The following is a 22,753-nucleotide window of genomic DNA, read 5'->3' on the forward strand; positions in this document are numbered from 1 at the left end:
CTTCGGTGCAGTACTGAAGGTCTTTTCTTTTTTATTCGAAAGTTTCTTCATTTGAAATTATATACGGTATTTTTGAGTTTCAGAAATAAAAAATATCCTCAAAATGAAAAAAATGATCTATGTGTTTTTTGTAGCAGCACTAATTACAGGCTGTAAAGAATCCAAGGAAAATAACGATGAAATGATGCCTGTGGAAACCGATGGTGGCATTGGTGATGGAGCTCCTTCGCTCGAAAATGCCTTTGCACAAAGTGTCGAAAAGGCTCATAATAAACAAGCATTTCTAGAACACGATATCATCTCTTATGACATTCAAATTAATTTTGGAGGAAATCCTCGCCTAGATGGGCATGTGGTAATGAAAACAAATTCCACTAAAATCGAGATCAACATAGAAGACGGAACTAAAATAATGTATGATGGAACCGATGTTTTTCTTAGTCCTTCCACTTCAGAAATGAAAAGTGCCCGGTTCGATATTTTTACTTGGCCCTATTTTATGGCGATGCCATTTAAACTTTCAGATCCTGGAACGAAATGGAGCGATCTAAAACAAATCACTGTAAATAACAATGAATACTCTAAAGCGAAACTTAGCTTCGAAAATGAGATTGGTGATACTTCCGACGATTGGTATCAAGTATACGTTGACAATACCACCAATTTATTGAGTTATGCAGCCTATATTGTTACTTTCGGAAAAACCAAAGAGAAAGCAGAAGCCGAACCACATGCCATTGTGTATGCTAATTATGAAGTTATCGACGGAATTGCCATTGCCGACCAATGGAAATTTTACAATTGGAGTGAAGAAAAAGAACTATTTGGAGAACCAATTGGCAACGCTACTTTAACAAATATTAAATTTATGGATGCATACGATTTTAAAGTCCCTACAGACGCAAAAAAAATTGAATCTCCAGCCAACACCCCCAAACAATAATGCTACCCTGGCACCAATATTTATTAGGCGTGATTCTCATTGTAGCCGGTGTGAATCATTTTAGAAAACCCAAAATGTACGAACGTATTATGCCTCCGTATATTCCAGCTCATAAAACCATGGTAATGGTTAGCGGGATTGCTGAAATGGCACTTGGTTTGTTATTGCTTAACCCCGAAACACAATCGGTTGCCGCATGGCTTATTATAGCAATGTTTGCCGTTTTTTTAACGGTGCACGTTTATATGTTACAAAATGAGCGTGCTGCAATGAAACTTCCTAAATGGGTCTTGTGGATACGTCTTCCGTTACAGTTTGTTTTAATGTATTGGGCGTATTTATACGTGTAGTATGAATTTATTTTTTTCCGAAGAAAATCTAGAATTCATTCAACCGGACCTACCCGACGCTGATGTTTTGTACTACCCTTCCTTTTTTTCCGAGAAGGAAGCAACTACGTATTTTAAAATGCTTCAGAAAGAAACTGTTTGGCGGCAGGATGACATTAAACTTTTCGGAAAAACATATCCTCAACCCCGACTTACTGCATTATACGGAAGCGATACAAAGTCTTATTCATATTCGGGAATAACGATGTTCCCAACACCCTTCACTCCTACCCTTTTAGAAATTAAAACAAGAATAGAGACTGTTGTAGAAAAAAAATTCAACACGGTATTGCTTAACTTATATCGTGATGGTAACGATAGTAATGGATGGCATAGTGATGACGAACAGGAGTTAGGGAAGAACCCCTGTATCGCATCAGTCAGTCTTGGAGTTGAAAGACCTTTTCATTTAAAACACAAGCAGGAAAAAAATCTTACGTATAAAATACCATTATCACACGGTAGTTTATTTATTATGAGAGGAACTACTCAACATTTCTGGAAACATCAACTTCCAAAGTCTAAAAGAATTATTACACCCCGTATCAACCTTACTTTTAGAACCTTAATTTAATTCGGATCTATTTTTTCTATTTTGACTAAACTTTCTCCCCAATTCTGCCAAACCAATTAATACTAAACCACAACCAATTGAAAGAGGATACAATTGTCCTACAAGCGTTGCGATTGCTAAAACACTTACAATGATCAGCGCTAATTGTATGCTACGTCTCACCGAAGTATTTAATAATAATTGAAGTCCGCTAAAAAAAGCAAGAAATGGAATAAATGAGGCCCCTACTGTAATTAAAATATCATTGGGAATATGTTTATTAAGTACATCGTAGGCGTATTCTGTATACGAAATAATATTAAATATGGAAAAAACACTGTACCCAAGAAAAATAATTCCTAGAATCATTCTTAAAAAATCGTACTTATTTTTATGTAATTTTTCAATCATATACTTCTACTAACAAAGTAAAAGTATTTAGTTTCAGTCGATTAAAAAAGCAAAGTTCGTCTCGAAAACGTTGTAGTTCTGCAAAAAAATTGTGTTTTCGATATGATACATTCCTCGTAAGTTGTACAACCTTTTTGAAAAAGATCAAAATAGCGTGATGTTTAGAAATCTGACTCAATTACGACACCAAAAAAAGCTTTTAGTTTTTTTTAATATTAAGAATACCCTCACATTTTAGTATTACAATTAGCTAAAAATAGAGTTTAATAATGCTGCAAGTCGAATGCCTCCTTTTTGTAATTGGTCACGGAGTACAGGTACATAATCGTACATATAGCTATAGCCTAATTTATCTCCAGATTTTGTCGTTGCATAAATCTTTTCACAAAGTGATCTACTTTCGTACATCCAATCTGTAATTTCTCCCTGCTGTATCATTTGTAATTGAGCTTTAGAAAGTTGATCACTATTTTGGGCTAGTTCAGAATAGGTCATCTCATAGCTTTCAAGCATTTTTGTATCCCAAACCGAATGTAAATTAGTCCCCTCTCCAAACCATTGCACTTGAAAATCGTTTCCTCCTTTATCATCTGCCATTCCAACATGAAGTGGTTGGTGTAAATCTCCAATAAAATGAACTAATAATTTTAAATGAAACACTTTGTTTTCTTTTGTTTCAGTAGCATCTTTTAATACAGAAATGCATGTGTTGATGGCTTGAATCAAGTCTCCTTTATCACTTTTATCGTGAGCTTCGTAAGTTGCCCCAAAAGGGAAATTTACATAATGCCATGGACCGTAAGCTCGGTACGCTTTATCACTTTTAATCTCATCTGCATAGGTAGACATTAACGCAAGTGATTCCCCATTCATCAATTCAGCAATAGCACGTTTTGCTTTTTTCGTTAAATGTTTTTCTGCAATTTCACCAGTAGCTCTATGTCCATTTCTTCCCCAATCTTCGCTTGCAGAAAGCGTAAAACTAGCTAATACTAAAAAGATAAAAATATATGGAAAACGTTTCATCGCTGTAAATTTTTCACAAAGATACCATTCCTGTTTTGATTGAAAACGAAAAAAAAATTGGAAAATTCAGAAAGAAAAACATATATTTGTTTAATATCATAATAATATCACTTTAAATCAACCAACTATGTCTAACGAAAAAAGTAGTACTCCGCCAAACGGCTACACTATGCTGTTTCTTTTTCTTCTAATATTTTTTGGAAGCATTGCCGCCCTTGTAATCACAAAACAATTCTGGTTTATTTTTTTAATTGTTGCCTCTTTGGTCATGCTTCCAGGTTTTGTTTTGGTTAATCCAAATGGCTCTCGAGTATTATTGCTCTTCGGAAAGTACATTGGAACTATACGAAAAAACGGATTGTTTTGGGTGAATCCGTTCTTTACGAAAACAAAAATTTCATTACGAGCTCGAAACTTCGATAGTGAGCGTCTTAAAGTAAATGATAAATTAGGAAACCCGATTATTATTAGTACGATTCTAGTTTGGCGGGTTAGAGACACCCATAAAGCCGCTTTCGACGTGGATAATTACGAAAATTTTGTACGTATTCAAACCGATGCAGCGGTTCGCGAACTTGCCAGTAAATATCCTTACGATAATTTTGCCGACGAAGGATTGGACGAAGACATTACTCTTCGATCTAGCATGGCAGAAGTTAATGAAGCCTTAGAAAAAGAATTGGAAGAACGTCTAGCAATTGCCGGTATCGAGGTATTAGAATCGAGAATTGGATACCTCGCTTATTCGAACGAAATTGCAAGTGCCATGCTAAAACGACAACAAGCAACGGCTATCGTTGCTGCACGGCATAAAATTGTAGAGGGTGCTGTAAGTATGGTAGAAATGGCATTAAATGAATTAAATAAAAAGCAAATAGTCGATCTCGATGAAGATAAAAAAGCTGCAATGGTTAGTAATCTAATGGTCATTTTATGTAGCGACAAAGATGCTTCACCTGTTGTAAATGCAGGAACTCTAAACACATAATCATGAAAGTTTTTAAAGAAACACAGCGATTCGATCAATGGTGGTTACGAGCAATTCTCGCAATCGTTGTACTCTTTTTATTGTACTCTATGTATTCTGAATATATAACCGCTTTAGAAACACGCACAGAACTATCCCTTGCGCTAATGTTTTCTAATCTTTTCGGGATCCTCATTATTTTCTTTCTACTGTTCTTCTTAAAACTGGAGACTAGAATCGACGAACAAGGCATTCATTACGCCTTTTGGCCCTTTCAAAGAACCCTTAAAAAATTCCCGTGGAGCAGCATTAAAAAATGTTATGTTCGTGATTACAGTCCGATTGGTGAATACGGGGGTTGGGGATATCGTGCTGGGTTTAAAGGTACCTCTGGAGCTATGAACGTAAAGGGAACGACTGGAATTCAGTTAGAATTTAAAAACGGTAAAAAATTATTAGTAGGCACGCAAAAAGAAAATGAAGCAAAATCCGTTATAGCTACCTACGCACATAAAATAACGTCTTAAATAAATACAGTGCCTTGCTTATCATTTTAAACTCATTGTTTCAGAAAAAAAATAACTCATGAAAAAAATCTTTCTAATACTACTTATAAGTTGCTTCGGAATAGTAGCTGCACAAGAGAACACATTTGTTTCCGAAGAACTATCAATTACGCCCTTGGTGGATGGTACACTTTTACTTCCAGACACTTCTGAAGCAATACCGCTAGTGATCATTATTGCAGGCTCTGGTCCTACCGATCGAAACGGTAATCAGCAAATGGCGAAAAACAATGCTCTAAAATTTCTGGCAGAAGGTTTATATAAAGAAGATATAGCCAGCTTTCGGTATGACAAAAGAATTTTAAAAATCATGAAATCGGGAAATATAGATGAAACGAAAATAAAATTCGACGCATTTATGGAAGATGCGATTGCTGTATTAAATTTCTTTAAAAATGATAAGAGATTTTCAAAAATACACATTGCAGGACATAGTCAAGGCTCATTAATTGGTATGGTCGCAGCGCAAAAAGGCGCCGACGGATTTATTTCTATCGCTGGTGCGGGACAAGAGATCGATGATGTAATTGTAGATCAATTAGGCAAACAAGCCCCTGCTTTACAAGAGAGTGCTAGAAAAGCATTCGACGATTTAAGAGTGAACGGAGTTACCACCAATTACAGTCCCGGGCTAGCATCTATTTTTCGTCCTGCGATTCAACCATTTCTAGCCAATTGGATGCAATATGACCCCAAAGTTGAAATTTCAAAACTAACGATTCCTGTGCTCATTATTCAGGGAGACAAGGATGTTCAAGTACAAGTTTCGGAAGCGGAGTTGTTAAAACAAGCAGCTCCAGAGGCAAGTTATGAACTCATTACTAATATGAACCATATTTTGAAAGAGATTAAAGGAGACAATCTAGAAAATCAAAAATCGTACAACGAGTACAACCGCCCGGTCATGCCGGAAGTAATAACTGCGGTAGCTACTTTTGTAAAAAAATAACATGGCAAAGAAAAAAGCATTCGCATTACGGGTAAATGAAGATATGATGAAAGCCATCGAGAAATGGGCTGCAGATGAATTTCGCAGTACCAATGGGCAGATCGAATGGATGCTTAATGAAGCACTTAAAAAATCGGGAAGGCATCCAAAAAGCAACTCCTAAAATTGCTCCAAAGCACTATCGTTTTGAGAAAATAAATTAATTACTATGTTTAAAAAGGAGTTTAAGAGGATTGCCTCCCTAGAAAATGGAACATTCTATTATCACGACAAAAATATTGCAGTTGGTGGTGGCGTTCGAAGTCCGCGAATTATTTATTTATTAATGGTCGATTACAAAGGATACACGATAAAAATTAAAAATGAAACTGGTTTTTCATATCACGGAATTATAACGTGTGAAATGAAAACAAATGGAAAACCACTTGAGTTCGAATTAACGACTAGGAGTAATTTCTCATCTCTCTTCCGAAGAAATAAAGAACGCTTTCAAATTAACGCCCGACATCTTAACGTAGAGGCATTCTTAAAACAAAGTGACATCTTGAAAGAGCTAGAACAAGTTGCTCGAAAAGACCTTTTTGAGCCCACTATAACTGGAGTATATGATGGCTCCATTTTTAGACTAACTACAAAATACCATTTACAGTTTTCCGATTGGACGCAAGTTCTCGAGCCTTTTATTTCTTTTTATAAACAATGGATTGATAAGTACACGGAAACAAAACACTAAGATTTCCACAAATCTATTTATATAAAATAGCGGAAAAATTAGAAAAAAAAATTGAATTCTGAATTCTGAATTCAGCCGTAGAAAACGTATTTTGCAGCAAAACAATCAACCATGCAGGATACACTTAACACAATCGTTGAAGACACCTCTCCTTTTTTTGAAAATGACACCATTGTTTTTGGTGTTTTAATGGTCTGTTTAGGACTTATATTTTATACTTCTCATAAAGAAACTGGCTTTTGGAGCAAATTCTATAAAATTGTTCCAGCCCTTTTCATGGCGTATTTTCTTCCGGCAATTCTTACGACGTTTGGTGTTATTGCTCCAGAATGGGTTAGCGTAACAGACAGTGGCGAAGTGGTTGAAAAAAGTTCGAGCCTTTATTATATGTCAAGTCGGTATTTATTACCCGCTGCATTGGTTTTAATGACGTTAAGCATCGACCTTAAAGCCGTATTTAACTTAGGTCCCAAAGCACTTATTATGTTCTTAACAGGAACAGTAGGTATTATAATTGGAGGCCCCGTTGCTGTATTGTTAGTGGGTACTTTCTTTCCAGAAGCTGTTGGTGGCGCAGGTGCAGATGCCGTGTGGCGTGGACTTTCGACCTTAGCAGGAAGTTGGATCGGCGGAGGCGCCAATCAAACAGCCATGCTCGAAATTTATGGCTATAATCAAGCACTCTACGGCGGAATGGTCTTCGTAGATATTGTAGTAGCGAATATTTGGATGGCAATTATTCTTATCGGTATTGGTAAATCTGCCCGTATCGACAAATGGTTAGGGGCTGATACGTCTGCTATTGAAAGTTTAAAAGAAAAGGTGTCTAGCTATTCTTTAAGTGTAGATCGAAATCCAAGCTTAACCGACCTAATGATTCTTGCTGCCATTGCATTCGGAACGGTGAGTTTTGCACATTTTGGAGCAGGTTATATGAGTAGTTTTTTCGAGGGGTGGGTAGCTGGTTTACCTAAAGGACTCTACCGAAATATGTTTACATTTCTAAGTTCCTCATTTTTCTGGATGATCTCAATTACTACGATTATAGGAATTCTTTTATCCTACACAAAATTACGTAGCTATGAGGGTGCTGGGGCCAGTAAATTTGGAAGTGTATTTATATATATCCTTGTTGCAAGTATTGGGATGAAAATGGACCTAACACTAATATTCGAAAATAAATTATTAATTGTAATCGGCTTGGTTTGGATGTTAATTCATGCAGGACTTTTAATTTTGGTGGCCAAATTAATAAAAGCTCCCTATTTCTTTCTTGCTGTAGGAAGTCAAGCCAATGTTGGAGGTGCAGCCTCTGCCCCTATTGTAGCATCGGCATTTCATCCTTCGTTAGCAACAGTAGGTGTTTTATTAGCAGTTTTCGGATATGCAATTGGAACTTTAGGGGCAGTATTATGTACAGTATTAATGCAATTGGCTTCAGGCGCTTAAGGAACAGGTGTGTTTTTATGTCTTATAATCGGAATAAATAGTTCTTTCAGTTCTAATTTTTTCTGCATCTTTGCGGCCTTATAAAAAGATTTTCTATGAATAAATTACTTGTCTTTCTTTCTGCTTTATTAGTGATAACTGCCTGTTCTAATAATGAGAATGAAATGGTACTAACTGGTCATGTAAAAGGATTAAAAAAGGGAACGATATTACTTCAGAAGGTAGAAGATTCTGTATTGGTTTCTGTAGACTCTGTACGAGTAGATGGAGATGCTAATTTCCGTTTTAAGGAAGTTATCGAAAGTCCTGAGATTTACTATATATATCTTCGGTTAAAAGATGGTACTCTTATGGACGATCGTATTCCATTCTTTGCTGAAGCTAACGAAATAAATATAACAACAACGTTAAAAAGTTTCAGTTTAAAAGCTACTGTAACGGGTTCTGAAAATGAGAATTTATATCAAAATTACGTTTCACAAATAAAACGGTATTCAGATAAAAATCTTGATCTTATCGAACAACGTTTTAAAGCACAACAAGAAGGAAATGACTCAATAATAACTGCTTTAGAACAACAGCAAACTTCCTTAAAAAAAAGCCGGTATTTAGCTACAGTAAATTTTGCGAAGAACCACAAAGAATTTGAAATTGCCCCTTATTTAATGCTTACACAATTAGGAAGTTTTAAATCTGCCTTCGCCGATTCTGTTTATAATTCACTTCCAAAACGAATTAAAGATTCTAAATACGGAAAAGAATTAGCGTTAGAATTGAAAAATAAATAAACTTCACTCCATGAAAAATTTACTTTTAATATGTTGTTGTCTTACGCTCTGTATTGCAACTTCATGCTTTACCGACGATGAAACTCCTGGACCAGTAGATTCTTTTATGGAAGTAACTATAGATGGGGAAACTGTAAGGTTTGATCAAATGCTCCTCACCGAAGTCACTACAGCAGACGAAACGCTAACCTATCGCCGTATTACAGCATCAATTCGAGATGATGGGTCAAAAAAAATAAATATCCATCTCAATGAAAATGGAACTGGAGAAACAACCATTTTTTACATAGGGTATGTCTTAAACGGGACATTGTTTTCTTCGGAAGATGATGGCGCTACTTTTAATGCAACTGTTTTAGAAAATGAGACTGCAACTATAATCGGAACATTTAATGCGACCCTACTGAATGAAGGTCTTGAAGAAACCGAGAATGCAATTCTAGCAAACGGAGCTTTCGAAATGTATAATTAAATAAATACTAAAAATAAAAAAGCCTCTTAGTAAGAGGCTTTTTTATTTTTTACAAGGCGTTAATCTTATCGATTAATTTCCTTCCGCGTTCTTCCAATTCTTGGTTCACAGCTTTAAAATGTTTCTTTTTATTCTCAACATCGTTTTCGTTCACCTTTACAATAAGTTCATCGAAAGTAACAATTGCTTCGTCTATAATAGCCTCTGCTTCTTTGTTGTCTTTTTCAGGATTTGTAAGTTCCCAAATGTACACTGCTTCAATAATATCTCCTAATACATAGTTGATATCCTTTTTTAAATCTCTTATACTAGCCATAGGTTGCTTCCGTAATTAACGGAAATTTTAATTTGTATTCTATTTTTTAATCTTGCAAAGGTACAATACTTATGGGATATATATCTCTAAAAGTTTGGCCCCTTTGGTTTTAAAATGAATATTTCGAATGGAAGCAGGCACTAATATAGTTTCCCCTTTAATAAGTTTTTCTGAAAATCCTTCGGAATGCAATTCAGTATTACCCTCCACACACATATATACCACAAATGAAGAAATAGTAGAAAGATCTGGTATAAAGTCTTGCGTTAACTGAAGCGTATTTACTTCAAAATATGGAGTGCTTTTTAATTGAACTCTTGCATCTTTTTCTTTAGAGTACGAAAGTTTTGCATCTGGTTTATCGTAGTCGATTGCATCGAGCGCTTCTTCGATATGTAACTGGCGTAACTTTCCATTAATATCTGGGCGATCCCAATCGTAAATTCTATAAGTAATATCTGAGGTCTGTTGAATTTCTGCTAGCACAACTCCTGCTCCAATGGCGTGAACGGTTCCTGGAGCAATAAAGAAACTATCTCCTTTTTGAACTTTCTCATGATGTAATATGGCGGCTAGATTATTTTCTGAAAGTTCTTTCGTGTAGGTATCAAGGTCCATGGGCTTGTTAAAACCAAGAATTAAATCTGCATCTGGTTCGGCTTCCATTATGTACCACATTTCTGTTTTACCGAAAGAATCATGACGTTCTTTGGCTAATGTTTCGTTGGGATGCAATTGTACTGAAAGAGTTTCTCGAGCATCAATAAATTTGAATAACAAAGGAAATTCATTTCCAAAGTTTTTATAGATAGTAGCTCCAACAATTTCTTCTTTATACTGTATAAGTAGTTTGGTAATCTCTTTTCCTTTTAAAGCACCATTGCTAACTTCAGAAATCGCACCTCGCACTCCAGAAATTTCCCAGCTTTCTCCTAAAAGTCCCTCTCCCCTTTTGTGTAAATGGGTCGCTAATTTTCTTCCTCCCCAAACTTTTTCTTTAAGGATTGGCGTGAATTTTAACGGATATAATTTAGGAGTATTATTCATTATAAGTGCTTTAAAGCTTTACCTATGTGATTTTTAGCGTTCATAGATTCAAATTTATAAACCAATTCCCTTTCCTTATTAAAAACGAATGTTTCTCTACCAGGTAATAGACCGAGTAAAGTGCTCTTAACTCCGAACTTCTTTCGTACTACTCCATTTGTATCGGCTAATAAGATAAATGGTAGCTTATAACGAGCTGCAAACTTTTGGTGTGAGGCTTCAGAATCGGAACTAATTCCGATGACTTGAGCTCCTTTTTCTGTAAATTCTTCAAAAGCATCTCTAAATCCACACGCTTCTTTGGTGCATCCTGGCGTGAAATTTTTTGGATAAAAATAAATTACTGCCGATCCGCTAATAGATTCCGAAGTAAATACCTCACCATTTTTGTCATTTAATTTAAATTTCGGAATAGGTTCTCCTATTTTCAAGCTCATAGTTTTATCCGTTATACACGACAAAATTTCGTGGAGTTTCATATAATTTCACTGAAATTTCGTATTTGCTGTCTAGCCTAACGCGTAATTTATTCCAAATGACCATTGCTATATTTTCTACTGTAGGGTTTAATTTTTGGAATTCTGTTACTTCAATATTGAGGTTTTTGTGATCGAAAGGCTCTTCTACTTCTTTTTCAATAAGTTCTTTGAGAATTTTAAGATCGATGACAAATCCTGTTTCGGGGTCAATGGGTCCACAAATACCAACCACTAATTCATAGTTATGACCATGATAATTAGGGTTGCTGCATTTTCCAAAAACTTCTAAATTCTTTTCATCACTCCACTCTTTTTTAAATAAGCGGTGTGCTGCATTGAAGTGAGCCTTTCTATAAACCGTTACACTCATACGCTTAGATGTTGATGAAATTTTTCGAAAATAATCTTAAACCAAGCTGTATAATTCTCTGGGTGCGCCTCTATATCTTTTTCAATTTCAGCAATAGAAATCCATTTCCATTCGGCAACTTCATCTTCATTAATAGTAGGTTCATCGTTATATACACCTACTAAAATATGATCAAATTCATGTTCGGTAAGTCCATTATCGAACGGCGCCTTATAAATAAATGAAGTAGTTTCTTTAAGAGGTGCGGTAAAGCCCATTTCTTCCATAAGACGACGTTTACCAGCCGCTAATGAAGTTTCTCCGTCTCGTTGGTGGCTACAGCAGGTATTAGTCCATAACCCTGGAGAATGATACTTATGTAACGCTCTTCGTTGAAGCATTAATTCATTATCATTATTAAATATAAAAACTGAAAAAGCTCGATGAAGTAATGCTTTCTCATGCGCTTCCTGCTTATTCATTAATCCAATTTTTTCGTCTTTTTCATTGACAAGAATCACTTGTTCTTCAATCATAACTCCGTACTATTTTTTTTCAAAAATACGAAATACCGAGGTGTATTAAAACTCAAATGATCGCAAAGTTAAATGCATGTTTTGAGAAGGCAGAAATGAAGTTCTTAATCTTGAATAATGAACATGGAACGGCGATTTAATTGATGTTCTTCTTCAGAACATTCAGCATCGTCATCACACAGATTGATTAACTGGGACTCTCCATAACCTTTCGCTGAAATTCTAGAACCCTCAATGCCCCTATCAACAATCCAAGATCGAGTGGATTGCGCTCTTCTTTCTGAAAGTTTTTCATTATATCTGGCAGATCCTCTTGAATCTGTATGTGATTCAATATGTATGACAAGGTCGGGGTACAATCGCATAGCTGCGAGAATTTTCGCCAATTCGACAGCTGCATCAGGTCGAATATAATCTTCATCGTAATCGAAATATATTGGTTGTAAGCTTAATCGACACCCTAAATCATTAGGTGGACAAGGGTCTTCTTTTTTTAATTCAAGAATTATGTCTACTACCCCACCTTCATCTGGGGTTTCTACAATTTTTTCTTTAGGATAATAGCTCTTTTTATTTCCTATCACTTTATATTTTGTATCACATTCTACAGTAAAGCTAAAGGCAGCATCCTCATTAACGATCACTTTTTCCATTACATTATTGTTCTCATCCAGTAGTGTAACTTCCGAATTAGGTAACAGTTCATCGGTATCGATATCTTTCACAACACCGTTAATCGTCATGACACAAACCTCTACAAAATGATAAATTTCATCATCGATACTTCCACGTCCTCCTGTTCTGTTAGAGGTGAAATATCCGCTTTTGGTACTCTCTTTTGTGATAAACCCAAAATCGTCTTTATTCGTGTTAATTGGTGTGCCAAAATTTGAAATTTTATCTACTTTGCCTTCTTCCGTAAGAGGTGCGATATAAACGTCTAAACCTCCATAACCACCATGTCCATCTCCTGAAAAATATAGAATATTATTCTCACTAATAAAAGGAAATGTCTCTCTTGCTTTTGTATTGATGAGAGGTCCTAAATTAACTGGTGGACCGTATTTATTATCTCCCACAATATCTACATACCAAATATCAGATCGACCAAATGTACCTGGCATGTCTGAGGAGAAATAGAGACGTTTTTCATTAAGACTTAATGCAGGGTGAGCCACGCTGTATTCATTATCATTAAAAGGAATTTCTACTACATTCCCCCATGTATTTTCAGTGGTTTTGGTTGCTCTATACAGTTTTAGACGAATGGTTCTGTCTTTGTCGTGATCCTTTCTATTATTTGTGAAATTATTTCGAGTAAAATACATTGTACTCCCATCTTTAGTGATAGTTGAGGATGATTCATGATATTTAGTATTTACATCACCCTGTAAGGTTTTAACATCGTAAAGTCCTCCTTCTCCATCTACTTTGGCTATAAACAAATCTAAATACGGTAGATTATTCCAATTATGAGTATCGAAATTTGAGAGATCTTTTGTTGAAGCTGCAAATATTAATTGATCATTATCTGCATATGAAGGACCAAAATCTGAAAATTTAGAATTTATTGCTGCTTCAGTTATTACATATTTAAAAGGTTGTATTCCCAAGGTTTTCAAATAAGCTGGATCATTATCGAAAACTTCTACTACCCTATCTTCTCCTCCTTTGGAATAGTAGGTATTCATTAATTTTTCTGAAGCTTCTAAATCATCAACCGTTTTATAAGATTGTGCTGCCCTATAATAATATTCGGTTTCTATAGCATTTGGATATTTATCGAAAAGTCTTTGATACCATTTTACAGCACTTCCATAATCACTATTATAATAATAAGTATCTCCTAGTTTTTTCAAAATCTCAGCAGAATCGAACCCTTCATTAATAACTTCAAGATAAATTTCTCGGGCATCAATGAAATCATATTTATCAAATTCTTCGTCAGCTTTATCAACTTTATACTTTTGAGAAAAAGAAGAACTTACACTCGCACCAATAAATAATAATAGTAATAGGTATTTTAATTTCATCCACATAATTTCTACATTTAATAATCTATAACTTAATTTTTTCCAAATAATAACTTACATATAAATGATAAGTACTATTAGACATAAAACTAATTATTGAGGAGTACTGATAAATAAATGGGGATAAAATTTACTTAGAGGGGAGAGTATAAAAGTAATAAAGCTTTACAAAGATGTAAATTTTCAAAGTAATTACTAATGATTATAATTTATTAAAAGCGTTCAATAAAATATCGAACGCTTTTAATAAGTAATTTAGAACTTTTAGTTTTGAATAATAAACATAGATCTTCTATTTCGTTGATGTTCGTCTTCTGTACATTTAACGCCATCACTACATTTTTCTTGAACAGTTGCGCCATCATAGCATGCGGATCTAACTTCTCTTCCACATTCATCTAATGTTACACAACGATCTAACAACTGGGTTTCTCCATATCCTTTAGCAGATAATCTACTTCGACTTATGTTACCTACATTAACCAGCCAATTTAAGGTTGCTTGTGCCCTTTTATCTGAAAGTGTTTCATTGTAACTGTTAGGTGCTCTAGAATCTGTATGCGACTCTATATGAATGATCAACTCTGGATTTTGTCGCATAGCGGCTGCAATTTGAGCTAATTCAATCTCTGCATCTGGTCGAATATTATATCGATCGAAATCGAAGAAAATGGGCTGTAAACACAATCTACAACCAAGATCATCTGGTGGGCATGTGCGTACTAATGGTATAGGCACTACAATTTCACCAGTTTTATCGGGCGTCATAACAACTTTCTCTCGGGGCTTATAATTAGGTTCATTTGCACCTCTAACCGAATATTGCTTACTACAATCAGCTACAAATTTATAAGCTGCGTCGGCCCCCACAGTATCTCGCATCACCTCTTTATTATTTTCATCTAAAAGTGTAACGATAGATCCTGGTAACAATGCGTTAGATTCTTCATCGAAAACAGTTCCCTCTATACTAATGACACATTTTTCAACAATTCGGTAAATTTGATCTGCGACACTACCTCCTTGGTTATTATTGCCCTCGGCATCTAAACCACGATTCGAAGAAAGAAAGCCAATTCCTTCATCATCTTTGACGATAAAGCCAAAGTCATCAAGAACACTATTTGCTGGTTCTCCTAGATTTGAAATCTTCTGTGGCATTCCATCTGCATCTAAAGGAGTTACGTATATATCGAACCCTCCTAAACCAGCTCGGCCATCACTTGAAAAATATAAATTATTTCTACTTCCTATAAAGGGGAAAGACTCCCGCGTTTCTGTATTTATTGAAGGACCTAAATTTACCGGAGCACTATACGTGTTATCTCCCGTTATATCCACATACCAAAGATCTGACATCCCAATTGTACCTGGCATATCTGAAGAAAAGTAAAGCCGTTTTTCATCTACACTAAGAGCAGGGTGAGCAGTTGAATACTCTTTGCTGTTAAATGGGAGCTCAACTACATTAGTCCATGTATTATCCCCTGTGAGAGTTGCTCTGTATAATTTTAAACGAATTGTTTTATCTTTATCTTTTCCTTTTTTTCCTTCGTAAAAATTATTTCTTGTAAAATAAACAGTATTTCCATCTTTAGTAAAGGTAGTAGAAGATTCATGATATTTTGTATTAATATCACCTCCTAAACGCTTAGAGTTTGATAGTTTTCCATTTTCATCCATATCGGCGATGAACAGATCAAGGAAAGGTTGCTGTGTCCATTCATAAATTTCTCCGCCTTGTGAGTTCTTTGCTGAAGCATATACGAGTTTATCGAGATAATAGGAAGGACCAAAGTCTGATAAATTAGTATTTACACTCACCTCTTCTAGTGTATACTCTTTAGCCATAAGAGAGATACTTTTTAGATAATCTGGATCTTCCTTAAAATTCTTTAAAAGCATACCACTTCCTCCTTTTGCAACAAATTGTTCCATCATCGCATCGGATTCTGCGTACTTTCGTAAACTTTTCAAAGATTGTGCAGCTCTATAGTAATATTCTGAATCGGTTTGGTCGGGAAATTTTTCTATAAGTTCTCCATACCATTTCGAAGCATTGTCATAATCACTATTCCAATAATAGGTATCTCCTAATTTTTTAAAAATTTCGGCAGATTCGTATCCATCTTTAACTACTTCTAAATAGATCTTTCTAGCATCTATATATGAGAATTTGTCAAAATTATCGTTGGCTTTCTTTATTTGTCGTTTTTGAGCTAAAGAGGAACAACTAATAAGAACAACAAGTATAGAGAGGAATATTTTTTGTAATGGTGTATTCATATTAATTATATTTTAGAAGAACCTTGGTGTTAGTACGCGTTCTGGTTGTTTAAACAACTCAAAACGTAAAAAGACTTCGTAAGATCCATCACTATACCGCTCAATGTCGGTTGTTTGATAGTCGTAACCAAAGCCAATAAATATTTGATCTGTTGCCTGAAAACCGACCATAGCTGTTACAGCAGCACTCCATCGGTATGCTGCCCCAAGTGTAAGTTTATCATACAATAGAAAGTTGGCAGAAGCATCCCACTGTAGTGGAGAACCACTTACTGCTTTCACTAATGTAGCCGGCTTAAATTTTACTGCGTCACTTATATCGAACACATACCCTGCAATTAAGAAATAGTGTAGTCTTTCAGCAGCAGTAGTTTCTATATCCAGATTATCTAAGTCGTTAATTACGTTTTCATTAAAATGATTGGTAGTAAGAAAGTTAGGAACAGAAAGTCCTGCATAAAATTTATCGGTATTATAATATACCCCAGCACCAATTTGAGGCTGTAACTTATTATCTATGTTATTTTGAAACCTTGGATCATTTTGATCGAAAATATTAAGTTTGGTATAATCTACATCTAATAAATCGAGACCTGCTTTTAATCCAAAAGAAACTTCTCCAGTTTCTGAAGTACTAATACTATAGGAGTAATCTACATTGATATTAGATTCGATTGCAGGACCTAATTCATCATGGACTATAGAGAGTCCTAGACCCATGTTTTCTAAAGCTCCTATTGGAGAATTCACTGTAAATGTTCCCGTTTGTGGTGCACCTTCAAAGCCAACCCATTGTGATCGAAGTAATAGACCAAAATTGAGTGCGTCTCTAGAACCAGCATACGCAGGATTAACTACTTGTGTATTGTACATATACTGCGTGTACTGTGGGTCCTGTTGTGCATTACTTGAAAACGTACCAAGTAAAACCAAAATTATAATTGCTAAATAACTGTGTTTCATAGTTACATATTTTAAACCCGGGAAGGAATTTGCTTCCCGGGATTTTGATTCTTCTATCGATTAATGTATAAGTATCCTGAATTTTTAAGAGTCTCTCCATTAACAGGTTCGGTTCTTACTAATACATAGTAATAGGTTCCTGTTGGAAGTTCTTCTCCTTCTCTTATCGTTGATCTACCATTCGAGATACCTTCAAAGACATTTTGTTTACCATCGGTTCCACCATATCCATCAGTTTCCCATACAAGTACACCCCATCTGTTAAAGATCTTCATGTTGTTATCTGGGAAGTTTTCAATTCCCATTACATTGAAGAAATCGTTAAGACCATCACCATCTGGTGTAATACCATTGTAAATTACTAAGTCATCTTCACCCCCAACACCTGGAATAATTGTAACGGTAGGATCATCTGGTTCACCATCACCTTCAAGATCTTCGTTTGTTCCGTTATTAGGATCATCTGAAAGATCTGTAACTCCTTCGTCTGAAATTGCTAAAGCTTGATTTACAACCTCAAGATTATCAATATCCTCCTGAGTTATGGTATAGACGGCTGTAAATGTGCTATCATCTACTTCACCTGGTAACAATACCGCTATTGGTCCTCCCATTAGTTCAATACCCGGAAGTTCATCTTCAATAACAATGTTTGTTAGTGTTACATCTCCAGTGTTGGTTACAATAAATTGGTAATCTATATGCTCTCCAACTTCAGAGAAACCGTCTCCATTATCGTCTCTAAACAATCCAATTTTCTGAACTTCCATCATTGGCATATTACAGATTCCAGTTACTGTTGGAGCATCTGCCGTATACGATGTTGGATGAGATAAATCGGTTACTGCTTCGTTATCGGACACAGTGAATGCATTTGCTGTAGCCTGATTTACGATTTCTCCCGCATCTACATCAGCTTGCGTAACGACATATTCTGCTGTATATGTCCAAGTCTCATCGAAATCTAATACATCATCACCGTCGGTATCTCCATCAACGAATTCGATAGTCACTACCGGATTCGGAGCTTCTAACAATGGATCTGTTATAGAAATGTTTGTTAACTCTCTGTTTCCAGTATTTCTCACGCTAAACGTATAGGTAACAGTTTCATCAACATCTGCACAACCATCTCCATTATCATCGTTGATTGTTGCTGATTTTACAATTCCTATTGTATTACACTGAGAAAGATCGGTTTCAGTAGGATTATTATCAAACTCACTCACTGGGTCTGAAAGATCCGTTATTTCGGTAATTCCATCAGGAAGTGTTGCCGTAACAGTCGCTTGATTTATAACCAATCCTGCATCAATATCAGCTTGTGTAATTGTATACACTGCTGAGAAAGAAGTATCATCGTTAGTTTGCGGCGCAAGAGTTATTGGACCTCCTAATACAGCTACTAAATCATCAGTGATAGTTATGTCTGACAATGTTATGTTTCCTAAATTAAATACTGTGAATGAGTATAGAATTTCTTCACCAACATTTGCACAACCATCTCCATTATTGTCCATAAACTGTCCTTCTTTGATAAGACCTACAAATGGAGTTTGACAAAGCTCAACAATAGTTGGAGCATCATCTGTATATAATGTCGGATGAGATAAATCACTTGCTACTTCATCCGCAGGAGAAAGTCCTGTAGCTGTTGCTTGATTTATTACTTCACCAGCATCAATATCCGCTTGAGTAAGTACATAATCTGCAGTATAAGTCCAGATTTCATCATCCTCTAAGATGTCATTTGCATTTGTATCACCTCCTACAAAATCGATAGGTACTACTGGATTTGGTGCTTCCAATAATGGATCTGTCAATTCTATAGTATCTAATGGAACATCGCCAAGGTTTCGAACCATGAATGTATAGGTAACAATATCACCCACATTAGGACATCCACCACCGAATCCATCTACCAACTCTCCTTCTTTCACAATTGCGATTGATGGGTTTGGTGTATCGATAATAGTAATGTAAACCGTTGCTTGATCTGTTGCAACATCAGCATTATCATCTTCTATTGCGTATACAAATTGATCGGTTCCTGTGAAGTCTGCATTTGGTGTGTATGTAAAACTTCCGTCAGGATTTATTACAACCGTACCATTTGATGGACCACTCACTGGAGACAATGTAACATCTACAATTTGAGTATCCCCTTCTGGATCGTTATCGTTATCTAATACATTACCAGTAATATCTGTATTGAATTCACCATTATAAGCATCATCGTTTGCTACAGTAATATTTCCATTATCAGGAATGATCTGGATGTATACTGTCGCTGTATCACACAATGCAGGCGTTCCATTGTCACAGATTGTATATTCAAAACTATCCTCTCCTGAATATCCAGGGTTTGGTGTATATGTATACGTTCCGTCGGTATTTACTACTACTGTACCATTAGATGGTTGAGTATTATCAGTAACTGTTATTGGGTCACCATCAGGATCAAAATCATTTGAAAGAACAGTTCCCGTTACTGGTACGTCTATTTCAGTAACATTTGTATCGTTATTTGCGATTGGCGGATCGTTCGCTGCAAGTGGATCTCCAATTACTTCAATAGTAACTGTTGCTTGATCACATGCGATCGGGTTTCCTGCATCACAAACTTCATATATAAATACATCCTCCCCTACAAAGTCGGTGTCTGGTGTATATGTATAAGTTCCGTTAGGATTCAATACAAGTGTTCCGTTTGTAGGACCACTAACTAAAGTAACTGTTTCTGTTCCTTCAGGACCATCAATGTTATCATCATTTGTTAGAACGTTTCCATCTACTGGAAGGTTTACAAAAGTATCGTTAATGTCATCGATTGCTAAAATCTCATTTCCATTAGAAGCTGCAATTGTGATGTACACGGTAGCTTGATCTGTTGCTATAGGACCTCCATTATCTTGAATTGCATATACAAATTGATCTGTTCCAAAGAAACCAGGATTCGGGGTATATTCAAATTCACCGTCCGCTGTTATAATCACAGTTCCACTTGTAGGACCGCTTACAGGTGTTAATGCAACATCTACTGTTTGAAGATTTCCTTCTGGGTCTGAATCATTATCCAAAACATTTCCTGCAATTACCATATCTAAAATACCGTTATAGGCATCGTCGTTTGCTATCGTAATATTTCCGGTATCTGGAATTACCGTAATTGTTACTGTAGTGGTATCACATAATGCTGGAGTTCCATTATCACAAATTGTATACTCAAAGCTATCTTCTCCTTCAAAACCGGTATTCGGTGTATAGGTGTAGCTTCCGTCAGGATTCAATACGACAGTACCATTGGATGGCTGTGTATTTCCTGTTATTGTAATTGGGTCTCCATCAGGGTCGAAATCGTTTGGCAATACATTTCCATCGATAGGTACACCTACTTCAGTAGTGTTTGTGTCTGCATTCGCAATTGGCGCCTCATTTGCAGGCGAATTAATCGGAAGGATCTCAATATAAACTGTTGCAGTATCACATGCTACCGGGTTACCAGCATCACATATTTGATATACAAAAGTATCTTCACCTATATAACCTGAGTTTGGAGTGTATGTATATGTTCCGTCAAGATTTAATACTACTGTACCATTTATTGTTCCAGTTATTAGAGTGAATTCTTCTGTACCGTCAGGACCATCAGGATTCTCATCATTAGTACTAACATCTCCACTTACAGGAAGATCTATATACGTGTTGTTGATATCATCGATTGCTAAAATTTCATTACCTGCTCCATTAGGTGGAATAGTAATATAAACTGTTGCTTGATCACATGCACTTGGTGTACCATCATCACACACTTCATATACAAACTGATCCGTACCAGTTGCACCAGGGTTTGGAGTGTATACAAATGTTCCGTCAGCATTCAGTACGACAGTACCGTTACTTGGCCCACTTACAGGAGTGGTATTGACCATTTGTGTATCACCCTCTGGATCATTGTCGTTATCTAATACATTACCTGTGATATCTTCATCAGGTAACCCATTGTATGCATCATCGTTCGCTACTGTGATGTTTTCACCATCATTATCGACAATTGTAATAATTACTGTAGCAGTATCGCATAGTGCAGGGGTACCATCATCACAGATTGTGTACTCAAAGGTATCCTCGCCAGTATATCCTGGGTTTGGAGTATACGTGTACGTCCCGTCAGGATTCACAACAACAGTTCCGTTAGCAGGATCCGTATTATCTGTAACTATAATTTCATCCCCATCAGGGTCAAAATCATTTGAGATTACGGTACCATTCACTGGCACATCAACTTCGGTAACATTTGTATCTGCATTTGCAACTGGTGGCTCATTTCCAGGCGTTGTATCCGGTAATATTTCAATATAAACCGTTGCTTGATCACATGCTATTGGGTTTCCACCATCACACACTTCATAGACAAAGGTATCCTCGCCTACATAATTCGCATTCGGAGTGTACGTGTACGTTCCATCAGGATTTAAAGTTACAGTTCCCTCTGAAGGAGCTGTTACAAGCGTGTAGACTTCAGTTCCAGCAGGACCATCAGTATTATCATCGTTCGTACCCACATCTCCACTTACAGGAGTATTGACATAGGTATTATTGATATCATCGATCGCTAAGATCTCATTTCCATCTCCATTTGGTGAAATAGTAATATAAACTGTTGCTTGATCTGTAGCTATAGGCCCACCATTGTCTTGAATTGCATATACAAACTGATCTGTCCCAGTATATCCATCATTCGGAGTATATGTAAAAGTTCCATCTTCATTAATAACGATACTTCCATTTGAAGGTCCGCTAACTGGACTTAATATAACATTTACTACTTGAAGGTTACCTTCAGGGTCAGAATCATTATCTAACACATTACCAGTGATGTCTTCATTCGGTAAACCATTATAAGCATCATCATTTGCTATAGTTATATTTCCTGTATCTGGAATCACGGTTATTGTAACCGTAGCAGTATCGCATAAAGCAGGGTTTCCATTATCACAAATTGTGTATTCAAAACTATCCTCTCCTTCAAATCCAGTATTTGGAATATATGTGTATGTTCCGTCAGGATTCATAACAACAGTTCCGTTAGCAGGATCCGTATTGTCAGTAACCGTGATTGGATCTCCATCTGGGTCGAAATCGTTAGGTAATACATTCCCATCTATTGGCACACCAACTTCTGTTGTGTTCGTGTCTGCATTAGCAATAGGTGCTTCGTTCGCTGAACTATTCAATGGCAGTACTTCAATATAAACCGTTGCCTGGTCACATGCCGATGGGTTTCCACCATCACACACTTCATACACAAAGGTATCCTCGCCTACATAATCAGCATTCGGAGTGTACGTATACGTTCCGTCAGGATTTAAGGTGACAGAACCATTAGTTGCGCCAGTAATTAAAGTATACGTCTCACTATCGGCAGGACCATCAGGATTCTCATCATTAGTTCCTACATCTCCACTTACAGGAGTATTGACATACGTATTGTTAAT

22 protein-coding genes are annotated in these 22,753 nt (G+C 36.1%); 11 read left to right on the forward strand and 11 right to left on the reverse strand.

Going from position 1 to position 22,753, the window contains the following annotated elements; translation table 11 throughout:
• Positions 1-103: 103 nt before the first annotated feature.
• Genes ULVI_RS01655 through ULVI_RS01665 form a run of 3 tightly spaced genes read left to right on the forward strand, consistent with a single transcriptional unit; the run spans position 104 to position 1,906 of the window.
• Positions 104-943, forward strand: a complete 840-nt coding sequence (locus tag ULVI_RS01655; RefSeq protein ID WP_068588920.1) for a DUF6503 family protein — start codon at positions 104-106, stop codon at positions 941-943.
• On the forward strand, positions 943-1,293 hold the full coding sequence (locus ULVI_RS01660) for a DoxX family protein (protein WP_068588922.1): 351 nt from the start codon (positions 943-945) through the stop codon (positions 1,291-1,293). Before ULVI_RS01655 ends, ULVI_RS01660 begins: the two co-directional genes overlap by 1 nt.
• A gap of 1 nt (position 1,294) precedes the next feature.
• Positions 1,295-1,906, forward strand: coding sequence for an alpha-ketoglutarate-dependent dioxygenase AlkB family protein (locus ULVI_RS01665; protein WP_068588924.1), 612 nt, complete (start codon positions 1,295-1,297; stop codon positions 1,904-1,906).
• Here the strand turns inward: ULVI_RS01665 and ULVI_RS01670 are convergent.
• Together ULVI_RS01670 and ULVI_RS01675 are read right to left on the reverse strand one after the other, a co-directional pair.
• The gene (locus tag ULVI_RS01670) at positions 1,898-2,296 is read right to left on the reverse strand and encodes a hypothetical protein (RefSeq protein ID WP_068588927.1); all 399 of its coding nucleotides are present in this window, start codon (positions 2,294-2,296) and stop codon (positions 1,898-1,900) included. The two genes, ULVI_RS01665 and ULVI_RS01670, sit on opposite strands and share 9 nt — an antisense overlap.
• Positions 2,297-2,542: 246 nt before the next feature.
• On the reverse strand, positions 2,543-3,322 hold the full coding sequence (locus tag ULVI_RS01675; protein WP_068588930.1) for a S1/P1 nuclease: 780 nt from the start codon (positions 3,320-3,322) through the stop codon (positions 2,543-2,545).
• Between the two features lie 127 nt (positions 3,323-3,449).
• Here ULVI_RS01675 and ULVI_RS01680 point away from each other — a divergent pair, with 127 nt between their 5' ends.
• The 8 genes from ULVI_RS01680 to ULVI_RS01710 all read left to right on the forward strand — a co-directional run bounded on the left by ULVI_RS01680 (position 3,450) and on the right by ULVI_RS01710 (position 9,246).
• Positions 3,450-4,310 (forward strand): SPFH domain-containing protein, encoded by an 861-nt coding sequence (locus ULVI_RS01680; protein WP_068588935.1) that lies wholly within the window; start codon positions 3,450-3,452, stop codon positions 4,308-4,310.
• 2 nt (positions 4,311-4,312) lie between these two features.
• On the forward strand, positions 4,313-4,816 hold the full coding sequence (locus ULVI_RS15630) for a hypothetical protein (protein WP_068588938.1): 504 nt from the start codon (positions 4,313-4,315) through the stop codon (positions 4,814-4,816).
• A gap of 58 nt (positions 4,817-4,874) precedes the next feature.
• Positions 4,875-5,804, forward strand: a complete 930-nt coding sequence (locus ULVI_RS01690; protein ID WP_068588940.1) for an alpha/beta hydrolase — start codon at positions 4,875-4,877, stop codon at positions 5,802-5,804.
• A 1-nt stretch (position 5,805) separates the two neighbouring features.
• Entirely contained in the window at positions 5,806-5,967 is a 162-nt protein-coding gene (locus tag ULVI_RS15275; protein ID WP_082830757.1) for an Arc family DNA-binding protein, read from the forward strand.
• 45 nt (positions 5,968-6,012) lie between these two features.
• The gene (locus ULVI_RS01695) at positions 6,013-6,537 is read left to right on the forward strand and encodes a hypothetical protein (protein ID WP_068588943.1); all 525 of its coding nucleotides are present in this window, start codon (positions 6,013-6,015) and stop codon (positions 6,535-6,537) included.
• A 111-nt stretch (positions 6,538-6,648) separates the two neighbouring features.
• The gene (locus ULVI_RS01700; RefSeq protein ID WP_068588946.1) at positions 6,649-7,986 is read left to right on the forward strand and encodes a DUF819 family protein; all 1,338 of its coding nucleotides are present in this window, start codon (positions 6,649-6,651) and stop codon (positions 7,984-7,986) included.
• 95 nt (positions 7,987-8,081) lie between these two features.
• A complete protein-coding gene (locus ULVI_RS01705; RefSeq protein ID WP_068588949.1) occupies positions 8,082-8,774 on the forward strand; it encodes a DUF4369 domain-containing protein in 693 nt (230 codons plus the stop codon).
• A gap of 10 nt (positions 8,775-8,784) precedes the next feature.
• The gene (locus tag ULVI_RS01710) at positions 8,785-9,246 is read left to right on the forward strand and encodes a hypothetical protein (RefSeq protein WP_068588951.1); all 462 of its coding nucleotides are present in this window, start codon (positions 8,785-8,787) and stop codon (positions 9,244-9,246) included.
• Positions 9,247-9,295: 49 nt separating this feature from the next.
• Here ULVI_RS01710 and ULVI_RS01715 read toward each other — a convergent pair whose 3' ends face one another.
• From ULVI_RS01715 to ULVI_RS01755, 9 genes are all read right to left on the reverse strand, one after another.
• Positions 9,296-9,562 carry a hypothetical protein gene (locus tag ULVI_RS01715; RefSeq protein WP_068588954.1) on the reverse strand — a complete coding sequence of 89 codons (267 nt, stop codon included), beginning with the start codon at positions 9,560-9,562 and terminating at the stop codon, positions 9,296-9,298.
• 69 nt (positions 9,563-9,631) lie between these two features.
• Positions 9,632-10,609: a type I phosphomannose isomerase catalytic subunit gene (locus ULVI_RS01720; protein ID WP_068588957.1), complete on the reverse strand. Its 978-nt coding sequence runs from the start codon at positions 10,607-10,609 to the stop codon at positions 9,632-9,634.
• Positions 10,609-11,046 (reverse strand): peroxiredoxin, encoded by a 438-nt coding sequence (locus ULVI_RS01725; RefSeq protein ID WP_068588959.1) that lies wholly within the window; start codon positions 11,044-11,046, stop codon positions 10,609-10,611. Before ULVI_RS01725 ends, ULVI_RS01720 begins: the two co-directional genes overlap by 1 nt.
• A gap of 4 nt (positions 11,047-11,050) precedes the next feature.
• Positions 11,051-11,458 (reverse strand): 6-pyruvoyl trahydropterin synthase family protein, encoded by a 408-nt coding sequence (locus ULVI_RS01730; protein ID WP_068588962.1) that lies wholly within the window; start codon positions 11,456-11,458, stop codon positions 11,051-11,053.
• Entirely contained in the window at positions 11,455-11,973 is a 519-nt protein-coding gene (gene idi / locus ULVI_RS01735) for an isopentenyl-diphosphate Delta-isomerase (RefSeq protein WP_068588966.1), read from the reverse strand. Before idi ends, ULVI_RS01730 begins: the two co-directional genes overlap by 4 nt.
• Positions 11,974-12,077: 104 nt before the next feature.
• Positions 12,078-14,006 (reverse strand): OmpA family protein, encoded by a 1,929-nt coding sequence (locus ULVI_RS01740; RefSeq protein WP_068588996.1) that lies wholly within the window; start codon positions 14,004-14,006, stop codon positions 12,078-12,080.
• A 264-nt stretch (positions 14,007-14,270) separates the two neighbouring features.
• Positions 14,271-16,292 (reverse strand): OmpA family protein, encoded by a 2,022-nt coding sequence (locus ULVI_RS01745; RefSeq protein WP_068588969.1) that lies wholly within the window; start codon positions 16,290-16,292, stop codon positions 14,271-14,273.
• A 12-nt stretch (positions 16,293-16,304) separates the two neighbouring features.
• Entirely contained in the window at positions 16,305-17,255 is a 951-nt protein-coding gene (locus ULVI_RS01750; protein WP_068588972.1) for a PorP/SprF family type IX secretion system membrane protein, read from the reverse strand.
• Between the two features lie 53 nt (positions 17,256-17,308).
• The coding region (locus ULVI_RS01755; protein WP_157632545.1) for an Ig-like domain-containing protein at positions 17,309-22,753 on the reverse strand (5,445 nt) is incomplete at its 5' end.

Origin of the sequence: Cochleicola gelatinilyticus, assembly GCF_001637325.1 — a bacterium.
In the GTDB taxonomy this organism is placed as follows: Bacteria; Bacteroidota; Bacteroidia; order Flavobacteriales; family Flavobacteriaceae; genus Cochleicola; species Cochleicola gelatinilyticus.

Coding starts and splice junctions, on each gene's coding strand:
- ULVI_RS01655 (WP_068588920.1), top strand. CDS start 104: ATGAAAAAAATGATCTATGTGTTTTTTGTAGCAGCACTAATTACAGGC.
- ULVI_RS01660 (WP_068588922.1), top strand. CDS start 943: ATGCTACCCTGGCACCAATATTTATTAGGCGTGATTCTCATTGTAGCC.
- ULVI_RS01665 (WP_068588924.1), top strand. CDS start 1,295: ATGAATTTATTTTTTTCCGAAGAAAATCTAGAATTCATTCAACCGGAC.
- ULVI_RS01670 (WP_068588927.1), bottom strand. CDS start 2,296: ATGATTGAAAAATTACATAAAAATAAGTACGATTTTTTAAGAATGATT.
- ULVI_RS01675 (WP_068588930.1), bottom strand. CDS start 3,322: ATGAAACGTTTTCCATATATTTTTATCTTTTTAGTATTAGCTAGTTTT.
- ULVI_RS01680 (WP_068588935.1), top strand. CDS start 3,450: ATGTCTAACGAAAAAAGTAGTACTCCGCCAAACGGCTACACTATGCTG.
- ULVI_RS15630 (WP_068588938.1), top strand. CDS start 4,313: ATGAAAGTTTTTAAAGAAACACAGCGATTCGATCAATGGTGGTTACGA.
- ULVI_RS01690 (WP_068588940.1), top strand. CDS start 4,875: ATGAAAAAAATCTTTCTAATACTACTTATAAGTTGCTTCGGAATAGTA.
- ULVI_RS15275 (WP_082830757.1), top strand. CDS start 5,806: ATGGCAAAGAAAAAAGCATTCGCATTACGGGTAAATGAAGATATGATG.
- ULVI_RS01695 (WP_068588943.1), top strand. CDS start 6,013: ATGTTTAAAAAGGAGTTTAAGAGGATTGCCTCCCTAGAAAATGGAACA.
- ULVI_RS01700 (WP_068588946.1), top strand. CDS start 6,649: ATGCAGGATACACTTAACACAATCGTTGAAGACACCTCTCCTTTTTTT.
- ULVI_RS01705 (WP_068588949.1), top strand. CDS start 8,082: ATGAATAAATTACTTGTCTTTCTTTCTGCTTTATTAGTGATAACTGCC.
- ULVI_RS01710 (WP_068588951.1), top strand. CDS start 8,785: ATGAAAAATTTACTTTTAATATGTTGTTGTCTTACGCTCTGTATTGCA.
- ULVI_RS01715 (WP_068588954.1), bottom strand. CDS start 9,562: ATGGCTAGTATAAGAGATTTAAAAAAGGATATCAACTATGTATTAGGA.
- ULVI_RS01720 (WP_068588957.1), bottom strand. CDS start 10,609: ATGAATAATACTCCTAAATTATATCCGTTAAAATTCACGCCAATCCTT.
- ULVI_RS01725 (WP_068588959.1), bottom strand. CDS start 11,046: ATGAGCTTGAAAATAGGAGAACCTATTCCGAAATTTAAATTAAATGAC.
- ULVI_RS01730 (WP_068588962.1), bottom strand. CDS start 11,458: ATGAGTGTAACGGTTTATAGAAAGGCTCACTTCAATGCAGCACACCGC.
- idi (WP_068588966.1), bottom strand. CDS start 11,973: ATGATTGAAGAACAAGTGATTCTTGTCAATGAAAAAGACGAAAAAATT.
- ULVI_RS01740 (WP_068588996.1), bottom strand. CDS start 14,006: ATGAAATTAAAATACCTATTACTATTATTATTTATTGGTGCGAGTGTA.
- ULVI_RS01745 (WP_068588969.1), bottom strand. CDS start 16,292: ATGAATACACCATTACAAAAAATATTCCTCTCTATACTTGTTGTTCTT.
- ULVI_RS01750 (WP_068588972.1), bottom strand. CDS start 17,255: ATGAAACACAGTTATTTAGCAATTATAATTTTGGTTTTACTTGGTACG.